This is a genomic window from Proteus mirabilis ATCC 29906, assembly GCF_000160755.1.
GTDB classification, from domain to species: domain Bacteria; phylum Pseudomonadota; class Gammaproteobacteria; order Enterobacterales; family Enterobacteriaceae; genus Proteus; species Proteus mirabilis.
Genome location: NZ_GG668583.1, coordinates 248,155 through 259,772 on the forward strand (window position 1 = coordinate 248,155; position 11,618 = coordinate 259,772).

The 11,618-nt window shown below is 40.8% G+C and carries 14 protein-coding genes and 1 pseudogene; 13 read left to right on the top strand and 2 right to left on the bottom strand.

Annotation, left to right across the window (positions count from 1 at the left end; all coding sequences use genetic code 11):
* Positions 1 to 143: 143 nt before the first annotated feature.
* The 4 genes from kefG to slyD all read left to right on the top strand — a co-directional run bounded on the left by kefG (position 144) and on the right by slyD (position 3,489).
* Entirely contained in the window at positions 144 to 704 is a 561-nt protein-coding gene (gene kefG / locus HMPREF0693_RS17070) for a glutathione-regulated potassium-efflux system ancillary protein KefG (protein WP_004246884.1), read from the top strand.
* Positions 694 to 2,556, top strand: a complete 1,863-nt coding sequence (gene kefB, locus HMPREF0693_RS17075; RefSeq protein WP_004246885.1) for a glutathione-regulated potassium-efflux system protein KefB — start codon at positions 694 to 696, stop codon at positions 2,554 to 2,556. Before kefG ends, kefB begins: the two co-directional genes overlap by 11 nt.
* 4 nt (positions 2,557 to 2,560) lie before the next feature.
* On the top strand, positions 2,561 to 2,764 hold the full coding sequence (locus HMPREF0693_RS17080; protein WP_004246886.1) for a YheV family putative zinc ribbon protein: 204 nt from the start codon (positions 2,561 to 2,563) through the stop codon (positions 2,762 to 2,764).
* An 89-nt stretch (positions 2,765 to 2,853) separates the two neighbouring features.
* On the top strand, positions 2,854 to 3,489 hold the full coding sequence (gene slyD / locus HMPREF0693_RS17085) for a peptidylprolyl isomerase (protein ID WP_004246887.1): 636 nt from the start codon (positions 2,854 to 2,856) through the stop codon (positions 3,487 to 3,489).
* Positions 3,490 to 3,560: 71 nt separating this feature from the next.
* Here the strand turns inward: slyD and HMPREF0693_RS17090 are convergent, their stop codons facing one another.
* A complete protein-coding gene (locus tag HMPREF0693_RS17090; RefSeq protein ID WP_004246888.1) occupies positions 3,561 to 3,779 on the bottom strand; it encodes a SlyX family protein in 219 nt (72 codons plus the stop codon).
* Between the two features lie 336 nt (positions 3,780 to 4,115).
* Between HMPREF0693_RS17090 and fkpA the strand changes: the two genes are divergently transcribed.
* Entirely contained in the window at positions 4,116 to 4,865 is a 750-nt protein-coding gene (fkpA, locus tag HMPREF0693_RS17095; protein WP_004246889.1) for an FKBP-type peptidyl-prolyl cis-trans isomerase, read from the top strand.
* A gap of 52 nt (positions 4,866 to 4,917) precedes the next feature.
* Here the strand turns inward: fkpA and HMPREF0693_RS17100 are convergent, their stop codons facing one another.
* The gene (locus HMPREF0693_RS17100; RefSeq protein ID WP_004246890.1) at positions 4,918 to 5,799 is read right to left on the bottom strand and encodes a DMT family transporter; all 882 of its coding nucleotides are present in this window, start codon (positions 5,797 to 5,799) and stop codon (positions 4,918 to 4,920) included.
* 618 nt (positions 5,800 to 6,417) lie between these two features.
* On the opposite strand from HMPREF0693_RS17100, the gene HMPREF0693_RS17105 reads away from it, so the two are divergent.
* The 8 genes and pseudogenes from HMPREF0693_RS17105 to HMPREF0693_RS19005 all read left to right on the top strand — a co-directional run.
* Positions 6,418 to 7,122 carry a helix-turn-helix transcriptional regulator gene (locus HMPREF0693_RS17105; protein ID WP_004246891.1) on the top strand — a complete coding sequence of 235 codons (705 nt, stop codon included), beginning with the start codon at positions 6,418 to 6,420 and terminating at the stop codon, positions 7,120 to 7,122.
* 9 nt (positions 7,123 to 7,131) lie between these two features.
* Complete coding sequence (tusD, locus tag HMPREF0693_RS17110; RefSeq protein WP_004246892.1) at positions 7,132 to 7,524, top strand: sulfurtransferase complex subunit TusD; 393 nt, start codon at positions 7,132 to 7,134, stop codon at positions 7,522 to 7,524.
* Positions 7,524 to 7,892, top strand: a complete 369-nt coding sequence (gene tusC, locus HMPREF0693_RS17115; protein ID WP_004246893.1) for a sulfurtransferase complex subunit TusC — start codon at positions 7,524 to 7,526, stop codon at positions 7,890 to 7,892. Before tusD ends, tusC begins: the two co-directional genes overlap by 1 nt.
* Positions 7,893 to 7,922: 30 nt before the next feature.
* Positions 7,923 to 8,216 carry a sulfurtransferase complex subunit TusB gene (tusB, locus tag HMPREF0693_RS17120; RefSeq protein ID WP_004246894.1) on the top strand — a complete coding sequence of 98 codons (294 nt, stop codon included), beginning with the start codon at positions 7,923 to 7,925 and terminating at the stop codon, positions 8,214 to 8,216.
* Between the two features lie 127 nt (positions 8,217 to 8,343).
* Positions 8,344 to 8,718, top strand: coding sequence for a 30S ribosomal protein S12 (rpsL, locus tag HMPREF0693_RS17125; RefSeq protein WP_004246896.1), 375 nt, complete (start codon positions 8,344 to 8,346; stop codon positions 8,716 to 8,718).
* A 99-nt stretch (positions 8,719 to 8,817) separates the two neighbouring features.
* Positions 8,818 to 9,288 carry a 30S ribosomal protein S7 gene (gene rpsG / locus HMPREF0693_RS17130; RefSeq protein WP_004246897.1) on the top strand — a complete coding sequence of 157 codons (471 nt, stop codon included), beginning with the start codon at positions 8,818 to 8,820 and terminating at the stop codon, positions 9,286 to 9,288.
* A 79-nt stretch (positions 9,289 to 9,367) separates the two neighbouring features.
* Positions 9,368 to 11,482, top strand: coding sequence for an elongation factor G (gene fusA / locus HMPREF0693_RS17135; protein ID WP_004246898.1), 2,115 nt, complete (start codon positions 9,368 to 9,370; stop codon positions 11,480 to 11,482).
* 67 nt (positions 11,483 to 11,549) lie between these two features.
* Positions 11,550 to 11,618, top strand: a pseudogene (locus HMPREF0693_RS19005) (GTP-binding protein); the annotation flags it as partial.

An 11,618-nucleotide genomic window follows, 5' to 3' on the forward strand; every position in this document is an offset into this window, starting at 1 on the left:
GCAAAGAAGAAAAAACAATCATAAATGTCGTCTATTAAGAGTATGTAAATTAATATATAGAGTAAGTTGTTCGTAACAGTTGGTCACAATGCGTGCATGGTAACGGAAAAAAAGGTTTCTGACACGTTTTGTAAGGAGGAATGATGTCAAACGCATCAAATGTTTTACTGGTGTATGTCCATCCCGAGCCGCGTCAATCTATCGCCAATAAAGCGTTGTTGCGTGCGGTGAGGGATCTGGAAAATATAACAATTCATGATTTATATGCCACTTACCCTGATTTTTTTATCGATATTCACCGTGAGCAAGCACTATTGTGTCAACACCAAGTCATTGTATTTCAGTTTCCATTACAAACTTATAGTTGTCCTGCGCTATTAAAAGAGTGGCAAGATAGAGTGCTCACGCGCCCTTTTGCTAATAAAGTTGGGCGAGCTCAACTTAAAGGAAAAACATTCCGTTGTGTGGTGACTACTGGTGAGCCTGAACATGCTTATCAACATAATGGTAAAAATCACTACACACTCTCTGAATTATTGCGTCCTATCGAGTTAATGGCGGAAATGTGTGGTATGCGCTGGTTATCGCCGATGATTATTTACTCCGCAAGGCAACAGTCCAAAACAACACTAGGGCATATTAGTGATGCTTATCGCCAATGGTTACAAGCACCGTTAGAGGGGGAACACGCGGATGGAAGGTAATTGGATGATAAAAGCCGTGCTGTTTTTCTTATGTGCTGCCGTGATTATGGTCCCCATCGCACAACGCTTAAAAATTGGTGCGGTATTAGGCTATTTAATTGCTGGTATTGCGATTGGCCCTTGGGGATTAGGATTATTTAAAGATGTTGATTACATCTTACACTTTTCTGAATTAGGGGTTGTTTTTTTAATGTTCCTGATTGGGCTGGAGTTAAATCCAGCTAAGCTTTGGGAGTTACGGCGAGCAATATTTGGTGTCGGCGCCATGCAGGTTGTCTTTACTGCATCTGTTATCACAGGGCTACTTTTACTCTTAACTTCTTTTTCGTGGCAAGCAGCATTGATTGGTGGCCTAGGTATCGCCATGTCATCAACTGCGATGGCTTTACAATTGATGAATGAAAAAGGAATGAATCATAACGAAGGAGGGCAGTTGGGTTTTGCGGTTTTACTCTTTCAAGATATGGCCGTTATTCCTATTCTTGCGGTGATCCCTTTACTTGCTGGCGAAACAGCCAGTAGTGATTGGTATCGTATTGCCCTAAAAATAGTCTCATTCGCTGCATTATTAATTTGTGGCCGCTATTTATTGCGCCCACTATTTCGCTTAATTGTTAAATCGGGTGTGAGAGAAGTTTTTACCGCCGGTGCGCTATTAGTGGTATTAGGGTCAGCACTCTTTATGGAAATGATTGGCTTTTCCATGGCGATGGGAACTTTTATTGCAGGGGTATTATTAGCTGACTCTGAATATCGTCATGAATTAGAAATCTCGATTGAACCTTTTAAAGGCTTATTGCTAGGGTTGTTTTTTATCTCCGTCGGCATGTCCCTCGATATAGGTATATTGTGGCGTTATTTACCGCAAGTGTTACTGGGCGTTGTTATTTTAGTCTTGATTAAAGGGTTGGTACTTTATGGTATCGCTTGGTTAGCGAGATTACGCTTTTCGACACGTTTGCAATTTTCAGCCGTATTAAGCCAAGGCGGTGAATTTGCTTTTGTCGTCTTTTCTACCTCTATGGCGATGGGGGTATTAAATAGTGAACAGATGGCATTACTTTTGGTTGTCGTAACGCTTTCAATGATGACTACGCCACTTGTGATGCAAATGACAGACGCCGTGTTATCGCGCCGTTATAATGATGCAAAGATAGACGAAGAGCCTTTTGTTGAAAATAACCATCCAGAAGTGATCCTGGTGGGCTTTGGTCGTATGGGGCAGGTAGTCGGGCGCCTACTTATGGCAAATAAAGTCAACGTGACCGTATTAGAGCATGACGTTGGTAGTTTAAGTACCATGCGTAAATATGGTTATAAAGTTTATTATGGCGATGCGACAGACTTGAATTTATTACGTGCTGCGGGGGCTGAACACGCGAAAGCCATTGTGATCACCAGTAATGAGCCTGAGGCGACAATGGAAATTGTCCATTTATGTCAGCGCCATTTTCCTCAATTACAAATTATTGCCAGAGCAAGAGGACGTGTTGAAGCACATGAGCTGTTAAAAGCAGGGGTGACAGAGTTTAGTCGAGAAACCTTCTCGAGTGCTTTAGAGCTAGGACGTAAAACTTTAATTGAACTTGGTATGCACCCACATCAGGCCTATCGTGCACAACAGCATTTTCGTCGTCTAGATATGCAGTTATTAAGAAAGTTGGTGGACGAATCACCTGAAGAAGTCTCGAATGTTTCACGTGTTAAAGAGGCTCGTCGTGAATTAGAAGAGCTGTTTAATGAAGAGATGAGACAAGAGCACCACCAGCCTGATATTTGGGACGAATCGTTAACTGATGCTATCCCTCAAGTAAATAGAGAAAAAAGACCCATTGATAAACAGGAGAACTGACCCCATGTCTGCAACCCGTAAGCGTTTTATTGCTGGCGCAGTATGTCCCCACTGTCAAGCCCAAGATACACTCAAAATGTGGCGAGAAGATAAAGTGGATATTGTGGAATGCGCTCAATGTGGTCATCAGCAAAGGCAAACAGACGGTGAGGTGAGTGCACTTGTGCGTGAAAATGAACAGGTCATCGGGATCTTTACACCACAATAATTGTAGGTTTTTTTGATATAATCCGATACAGACGATTTATTTTTCGTTACAATCGGGAAAATTTTGCCCACGGGTATGTAGGAGATGTCATGAAAGTAGCAAACGACTTGGTAGTTAGTCTGGCTTATCAAGTAAGAACAGAAGACGGTGTTTTAGTTGATGAGTCCCCGGTGAGTGCACCGCTAGACTATCTACATGGCCGTGGTTCTTTAATCAGTGGTTTAGAAAATGCATTAACGGGTCGTGAAGTTGGTGAGAAGTTCGACGTTGAAGTCGCTTCTGATGACGCATATGGCCAATACGATGAAAACTTAGTTCAACGTGTACCGAAAGATGTTTTTGTTGGTGTTGATGAGTTAGAAGTGGGTATGCGCTTCTTAGCTGATACAGATCAAGGCCCAGTACCAGTAGAAATTACCGGTATTGAGGGTGACGAAGTTATCGTTGATGGTAACCACATGTTAGCGGGTCAAAACCTGAAGTTTCATGTAGAAATCGTTGCTATCCGTGAAGCCACGGAAGAAGAATTAGCTCATGGTCATGTTCATGGTGAAGATGAAGGTCATGAGTGTTGTGGCGGACATGGCCACGGTGAAGAAGGCGGATGCTGTGGTGGTGGTCATGGTCATGATCACGATCACGGTGAAGAAGGTGGATGTTGTGGTGGCGGTCATGGAAAAGGTGGTCACGGCCACGGTCATGGCGGTTGTGGTTGCCAACATTAATCTTGTGAAACCATTGAAAAAGGAGCGTGATAACGCTCCTTTTTTGTTCTTGCCTACAGTCTCACTTGAAGTTAATAATGAGGTGGTGGGGTCTCATCTTCAGGGCGAGCGAGCATTGATGATTGGGATGACTTCAATCGTTCGGTGACGATTTTTAAGGCCTCTTTAAAACGACTAATTTCAATTTGTTGTTGTGTGACCACCTGATTTAACTCTTCGATGGTGGCATCTTGGAAAGCAATTTTACTCTCTAATTGAATAAGTAACTCTTCTATTTCCTTAATGTCCATGGTTTTTTCTCCTTGTTATGTGATGTCATATAATGACTAATATAGTGAATTACTGAGTAAAATTTAATATTATTTACTGATATATACACAGTAAGACATAAATCTGGTTTGAGTTAAAAGACTATTTTGTTAATGTGGTAACACGCTGTGCTGACGAAAATCCTAACATTAACGGTTGTGGGTGTCGGCAAATATTTTTAATTCATATAAAATTGTTACCCGCGGATGAGATCTACTCCGCAACGACAGAAAGAAGTGATGCAAAACGTATTTGCTAAGATTTAAGATGATCGTTTGCAACGCGTAGTGACTCACTAACATAAACTGGAGAACGGGATGAAATCTTTATTAAAAACGACGTTGTTGGCAACAAGTTTAGCATTTGCATTTAGTGCACCTCATGCACTGGCAGAAGAGACAGCTAAAGTACCAACATTAAATAGCGCGTTTAAAACTCAGGATGAGCAGAATGCATATGCTTTAGGCGCGTCAATGGGTCGCTATATGGAAGCTGCATTAACAGAACAAAAAAATATCGGTATTAATTTAGATTCAAAACAATTATTAGCCGGTGTTCAAGATGCCTTTAATAATAAATCTAAATTATCAGATGCAGAAATTGAATTAACGCTGGCAGCTTTTGAAGATCAAGTACGTACAGTTGCAACGGCGAAAATGGAAAAAGAAGCCGCAGAGAATAAAGCTGCTGGTGATAAATTCCGTACAGAATTTGCGGCTGAAAAAGGTGTTGTTAAAACTAAATCAGGCCTACTGTATTTAGTTGAAAATCCAGGTAAAGGTAAAACACCAACAGATGCCGATCGCGTTACTGTGAACTATAAAGGTATGCTGATTGACGGTAAACAATTTGATAGTTCTTATGATCGTAAAGAGCCTTTAACTATTAGCCTGAAAAGTGTTATCCCAGGTTGGACTGAAGGTATGAAATACATTAAAGAAGGCGGAAAAATTAAGTTAGTTATTCCACCTGAATTAGGTTACGGTCAACGTGCAACGAGTGGCATTCCAGCTAACTCAACATTAGTCTTTGAAGTTGAATTGCTGAGTGTTGAAAGCGACAAATAATCAATTGCTTAATGAAAAAATGCTGGAGTACTATTCCAGCATTTTTGTTTGTTTATTTTATTTTTTCTTCAACAATCATCGAGTTAGACTTTTTAAATACAAAAATAAGACCAATAATAATGGCGCCCATCCCCGCTAAGCTAAGCCAAGACATTTTATTGCCTAAGAAGATATAATCCATTAACGCAGTTACTCCCGGTACTAAATAGAATAAGCTAGTCACATTAACCAGATTACCTGCAGTTAACAGTCGGTAGAGTAGTAATTGTGCCACGACAGAAATAATAATTGCTAGCCAAAGTACGGGAACAATAAAACCAATATCCCAAGATTGCTGCATAGGTTGAAATGGAATAAATAATAAGCATAGCGTTAAACTAACCACATATTGTATCGGCAATGCCTCCATAGGCGCTAATTGTAATTTCTTTTGGGAAATTGCGCCAAAGCTCATACAGAGGAGTGCAATGAGTGCATAAATCATTCCTGTTAATGAGAGTGAAGTATTAAATAAACTCTGCGCAACCACTAATACTAATCCTATCAAAGCAATAAATAGTCCTAATAACCGACTCGCAGTAAAGTGTCGTTCAATGATCCATAAAGTGAGGATCGGCTGAATACCCATAATAGTGGCGAGCATCCCTGGTGTAATACTGTTAGCGAGCGCTAACAAGTAACAAATAGAGTAACCACCGATAATGAGCAATCCAACCCATGCTGTTTTTAAACGGCTTCCTTTAGGGGGAAGAAATTGGCGACGTTGGAGACAAAGTAGGGTAAGAAACAGTAATGCAATAACAAAACGCCAAGTCAAAATGGCAAATGAACTGCCATTATCTAAACCCCAACGAGAAAAAATAGCACCACTACTCCAAAGTAGAACAAAAAGCGTAGTAGGGGCAAACTTTGCCCAATATTGACCTAAAAACATAAGTAAACCTGTAAAAGTGTGTAAAAACAGCAGTAATGTCGAGATAACGGTTATGTCATTCTGATAGGAGAATCAATAGTAATAATCTCTCTGCATACATATAGTAATGAATATATTCTAGCCAGATAAATTATAGAAGTGCATAACAGTGCTAAAGGTAAACTGTTTTTCTAGCAACTTTTGCATAAAACAAGCGAGAGAAAATGTAGATATAGTCGGTTTCACCAGCGGATCGATATTTTATAATATTTGTTAAAATTTTTAGATAATTAGCATATTAATAGGGTTAACAACTTCTTAAAATAGCATAATATTTAAATATAACTGGTGTGCTTAGCTTCATTGATCTTTTTCTTGATCCCCGAAATAGGGTAATTTTATCAAGAGAAATGCGTGAGTAATGTAAAAATAGAAAGAAAATAAAGCAAAGCTGTGACCTATGACAAAGCTCTTATTCTAAGACTCTTGACGTAGATCCCTTGACGATTTAACGTCAAGATTGTACAGGACTTTATATTTAAATTTTAATATTGAATTGATTCATGAAGATGAATCATTATAAATAATAAGACCTCAAGTCATTATCATAATTAAAGCCTTTAAGGATTATATAATCAAATGTCTAGCCCGTTATTCTATGGTGACAGCAACGAGTTTGAAAAATTAGATAGCCGACCTTTTACTCAAACTGATCACGAAATTTTAAAGTCATATGAGGCTGCAGTAGATGGTTTAGCCATGTTAATTGGTCATCACTGCGAAATCGTATTGCACTCTCTGGAAGATTTGAAATGTTCAGCGGTTAAAATTGCGAATGGGGAACATACAGGCCGTAAGATTGGTTCACCTATTACCGATTTAGCATTACAAATGTTGCATGATATTACAGATGAAGATTCAAGTTTTTCAAAAGCTTATTTTACCCGTGCAAAAAGTGGCGCTTTGATGAAATCAATTACGATCGCCATTCGTAATCGTGAGCGCCGTGTTATTGGTTTATTATGTATTAATATGAACCTTGATGTCCCATTCTCTGAGATTATTAAAACCTTTATTCCTGAAGAAACGCATGAAGTGGCTTCTGATGTGAATTTTGCTTCTTCTGTCGATGATCTCGTGGCACAAACACTTGAATTTACGATTGAAGAAGTGAATAACGATCGTGAAGTGGCTAATAATGCGAAAAATAAACAAGTGGTGTTAAATCTTTATGAGAAAGGGATCTTTGATATCAAAGACGCGATAAATCAAGTTGCTGATAGACTGAATATTTCTAAACATACTGTGTATCTCTATATCCGCCAATTTAAAAATGGAGAGTAGAGTAATACGATGAATCTGACATATTGCTTGCTGGTGACTGGGCCACATTATGGCACGGAACAAGCTTCTAGCGCTTATTTATTTGCTAAAGCGTTACTTGAAAAAGGTCATCACATCGCACAAGTATTTTTTTATCGTGAAGGTGTGTCCAATGCTAATCAATTGGTCTCACCCGCAAGTGATGAATTTGACTTGCCAAAAGCCTGGATAGCATTGGCTTCACGCTACAATATCCCTTTGCAGGTTTGTGTTGCTGCAGCATTACGGCGTGGTGTTGTTGATGAGCAACAAGCTAAAGAGCAGGGGTTACTGAGCAGCAATATGGCAACAAAGTTTGAGCTAAGTGGCTTAGGAGCCCTCGCTCAAGCGATGTTAACTTGTGATCGTGTGGTGCAGTTTTAATGAAGAAAATGAATTCTGTGGCGTTTATCTTTACTCAGGCACCTCATGGTAATAGTGCTGGGCGTGAAGGTTTAGATGCGCTATTAGCAACTTCCGCCTTAACCGAAAATATAGGTGTTTTTTTTCTTTCTGATGGCGTGTTCCAATTACTGGAAAATCAACAGCCTGAAGGCGTTCTTTCTCGTCATCATGCAGCTACATTTAAAGTCCTCCCCTTGTATGATGTGACAAACGTCTATATATCACAAGAAGATCTAGCTCATCGTGGTTTATCGTCACAAATAATGTTTATTCTTGACGCCAAGGTTATAACAGCTCAAGAGATTGCTCAGAAACTGAGTCACTATGACGTGGTATTACGTTTTTAATGATGAGTTAGTCAAGAAGGATGAACGGTTATGTTGTATACTTACTCCGTCTCTATTTACCAAAGTGATTTGGACGCATTTTTGTCTTTATTGACAAAGCATGATGAAGTTTTATTAATCCAAGATGGTGTACTAGCCGTTCTTGAAGATAATCCTTTATTAATTTATTGTCTGGCTCAGCAAATTTCTGTTTATGCATTAATTGATGATGTTCTCGCGCGAGGCCTAAAAGATCAGGTTTCTCATCAGATTAAACTTATCAATTATGGTGATTTTGTCGATTTAACGGTAAAACACCCCCAACAAATTCACTGGGGCGCGTAGAATTGCTGTATAATTCTTGACACATGAGCTCGTCAGCAATAAAATTCTGCGTCCTCATGTTTTGTCTTGTCGACAAGACAGAGTTCAAATCCGTGTTTACGAAGCAAAAACCAGGAGCTTTTTTTAAATGGCAACTATTAATCAGCTGGTGCGCAAATCTCGTAGCTCGAAAGTTGTTAAAAGCAACGTTCCAGCTCTGGAAGCTTGCCCGCAAAAACGTGGCGTATGTACTCGTGTATATACTACCACTCCTAAAAAACCAAACTCAGCACTGCGTAAAGTATGCCGTGTTCGTTTGACTAACGGTTTCGAAGTTTCTTCCTACATCGGTGGTGAAGGCCACAACTTGCAGGAGCACTCCGTAATCCTTATCCGTGGTGGTCGTGTTAAAGACTTACCAGGTGTGCGTTACCACACTGTTCGCGGCGCGCTGGACTGTTCCGGTGTTAAAGACCGTAAACAAGGTCGCTCTAAGTACGGTGTGAAGAAGCCAAAGGCTTAATGGTTCTCCGTTAAGTAAGGCCAAACATTTTTTCACAATTAATGTCAAAATAAACTCATCGAGTTTTGGACAACCCTGAATTTTAAACGGAGTATTTCCATGCCACGTCGTCGTGTAATTGGTCAACGTAAAATTCTGCCAGATCCTAAGTTCGGATCAGAACTACTGGCCAAATTTGTTAACATTCTGATGGTAGACGGTAAAAAATCTACTGCTGAATCTATTGTTTATAATGCGCTAGAGACCCTGGCTCAGCGTTCAGGCAAAACTGAACTGGAAGCGTTCGAAATCGCATTAGATAACGTACGTCCTACTGTGGAAGTTAAATCCCGCCGTGTTGGTGGTTCAACTTACCAAGTTCCAGTTGAAGTGCGCCCAGTTCGTCGTAATGCATTAGCAATGCGTTGGATTGTTGAAGCTGCTCGTAAACGCGGTGATAAATCCATGGCTCTTCGCCTGGCAAATGAATTATCTGATGCGGCTGAAAACAAAGGCGCTGCTGTTAAGAAACGTGAAGACGTTCACCGTATGGCAGATGCAAACAAGGCGTTCGCACACTACCGCTGGTAATCCGCGAAGTAGTCGCAACTCTTTTCAGGACAGCTATGCTGTCCTTTACCTGAATTGAACGCCCACGAGAGAGGAAAAAATGGCTCGTCAAACCCCCATAGCACGTTATCGTAATATCGGTATTAGTGCGCACATCGACGCCGGTAAAACCACTACAAGTGAACGTATTCTGTTTTATACCGGTGTAAACCATAAAATTGGTGAAACTCACGAAGGTTCAGCAACAATGGACTGGATGGAGCAAGAGCAGGAACGTGGTATCACTATCACATCCGCTGCAACTACTGCATTCTGGTCTGGTATGGCTAAACAGTTTGAGCCTCACCGTGTAAACATCATCGACACCCCAGGACACGTTGACTTCACTATCGAAGTAGAACGTTCTATGCGTGTTCTTGATGGCGCGGTTATGGTTTACTGTGCAGTTGGTGGTGTTCAGCCTCAGTCAGAAACAGTATGGCGCCAGGCTAACAAATATCATGTACCACGTATCGCGTTCGTTAACAAAATGGACCGTATGGGTGCAAACTTCTTACGTGTTGTTGAACAAATCAAAACACGTTTAGCTGCAAATCCAGTTCCACTGCAAATCCCAGTAGGCGCTGAAGAAGATTTCACTGGTGTTGTTGACCTGATCAAAATGAAAGCGATTCGCTGGAATGAAGAAGATCAAGGCGTCACCTTCGAATACGAAGACATTCCTGCAGAACTACAAGATTTAGCAGATGAGTGGCACAACAACCTGATCGAATCTGCGGCTGAAGCATCAGAAGAACTGATGGACAAATATCTAGGCGGTGAAGAACTGTCAGAAGCAGAAATTAAATCTGCGCTGCGTAAACGCGTTCTAGATAACGAAATTATCCTGGTTACCTGTGGTTCTGCATTTAAGAACAAAGGTGTTCAGGCAATGCTGGATGCAGTTATTGAATATCTGCCAGCACCAACAGATGTACCTGCAATTAAAGGTATTTTACCAGATGGTAAAGATACTCCAGCAGAACGTCATTCAAGCGATGAAGAGCCTTTCTCTTCTCTGGCATTTAAAATCGCAACTGACCCATTTGTTGGTAACTTAACGTTCTTCCGTGTTTATTCCGGTGTTGTAAACTCTGGTGACACGGTTCTGAACCCAGTTAAAGACAAAAAAGAACGTTTTGGCCGTATCGTTCAGATGCATGCTAACAAACGTGAAGAAATTAAAGAAGTTCGTGCAGGTGACATCGCTGCTGCTATCGGTCTGAAAGACGTTACTACAGGTGATACACTGTGTGCAATTGATGCACCAATCATCTTAGAACGTATGGAATTCCCAGAGCCAGTAATCTCTGTTGCTATCGAACCTAAGACTAAAGCTGACCAAGAAAAAATGGGTATCGCTCTGAACCGTCTGGCTCAAGAAGATCCATCTTTCCGTGTATCTAGTGATGAAGAGTCTGGACAGACTATCATCGCAGGTATGGGTGAGCTACACTTAGACGTGTTAGTTGACCGTATGCGTCGTGAGTTTAAAGTTGAAGCGAACGTAGGTAAACCACAAGTTGCTTACCGTGAAACAATTCGCGAAGAAATTACTGACGTTGAAGGTAAACACGCTAAACAATCTGGTGGTCGTGGTCAGTATGGTCATGTTGTTATTGACCTTAGCCCATTACCATCAGGTGGTGAAGAGAACTATGTGTTTGTCAACGATATCGTTGGTGGTGTAATTCCTAAAGAATTCATCCCAGCTGTTGACAAAGGTATCCAAGAACAGCTGAAATCAGGTCCTTTAGCCGGTTACCCTGTTGTTGATATCAAAGCTCGTCTGCACTTCGGTTCTTACCATGATGTTGACTCCTCAGAGATCGCGTTTAAAATTGCTGCATCTATGGCCTTTAAAGAAGGTTTCATGAAAGCAAAACCGATTCTGTTAGAGCCAATCATGAAAGTTGAGATTGAAACGCCAGAAGATTACATGGGCGACGTTATCGGTGACTTAAACCGTCGTCGTGGTATGGTTGAAGGTATGGACGATCTACCTACTGGTAAGATCATTCGTGCACAAGTACCACTGGCTGAAATGTTCGGTTATGCAACTGACCTGCGTTCACAAACTCAGGGTCGTGCTTCATACTCAATGGAGTTCTTGAAGTACAACGAAGCGCCTAGCAACGTCGCTCAGGCTATTATCGAAGCTCGTAAAGCGAAATAAGATCCTTTCGAGTTCAATTTAGTTTACGCTCCCTCTGTGAGAGGGAGCGATATTAAGGAATATAGTCGTGTCTAAAGAAAAATTTGAACGTTCAAAACCGCACGTTAACGTTGGTACTATCGGCCACGTTGACCAC

Coding starts and splice junctions, on each gene's coding strand:
- kefG (WP_004246884.1), top strand. CDS start 144: ATGTCAAACGCATCAAATGTTTTACTGGTGTATGTCCATCCCGAGCCG.
- kefB (WP_004246885.1), top strand. CDS start 694: ATGGAAGGTAATTGGATGATAAAAGCCGTGCTGTTTTTCTTATGTGCT.
- HMPREF0693_RS17080 (WP_004246886.1), top strand. CDS start 2,561: ATGTCTGCAACCCGTAAGCGTTTTATTGCTGGCGCAGTATGTCCCCAC.
- slyD (WP_004246887.1), top strand. CDS start 2,854: ATGAAAGTAGCAAACGACTTGGTAGTTAGTCTGGCTTATCAAGTAAGA.
- HMPREF0693_RS17090 (WP_004246888.1), bottom strand. CDS start 3,779: ATGGACATTAAGGAAATAGAAGAGTTACTTATTCAATTAGAGAGTAAA.
- fkpA (WP_004246889.1), top strand. CDS start 4,116: ATGAAATCTTTATTAAAAACGACGTTGTTGGCAACAAGTTTAGCATTT.
- HMPREF0693_RS17100 (WP_004246890.1), bottom strand. CDS start 5,799: ATGTTTTTAGGTCAATATTGGGCAAAGTTTGCCCCTACTACGCTTTTT.
- HMPREF0693_RS17105 (WP_004246891.1), top strand. CDS start 6,418: ATGTCTAGCCCGTTATTCTATGGTGACAGCAACGAGTTTGAAAAATTA.
- tusD (WP_004246892.1), top strand. CDS start 7,132: ATGAATCTGACATATTGCTTGCTGGTGACTGGGCCACATTATGGCACG.
- tusC (WP_004246893.1), top strand. CDS start 7,524: ATGAAGAAAATGAATTCTGTGGCGTTTATCTTTACTCAGGCACCTCAT.
- tusB (WP_004246894.1), top strand. CDS start 7,923: ATGTTGTATACTTACTCCGTCTCTATTTACCAAAGTGATTTGGACGCA.
- rpsL (WP_004246896.1), top strand. CDS start 8,344: ATGGCAACTATTAATCAGCTGGTGCGCAAATCTCGTAGCTCGAAAGTT.
- rpsG (WP_004246897.1), top strand. CDS start 8,818: ATGCCACGTCGTCGTGTAATTGGTCAACGTAAAATTCTGCCAGATCCT.
- fusA (WP_004246898.1), top strand. CDS start 9,368: ATGGCTCGTCAAACCCCCATAGCACGTTATCGTAATATCGGTATTAGT.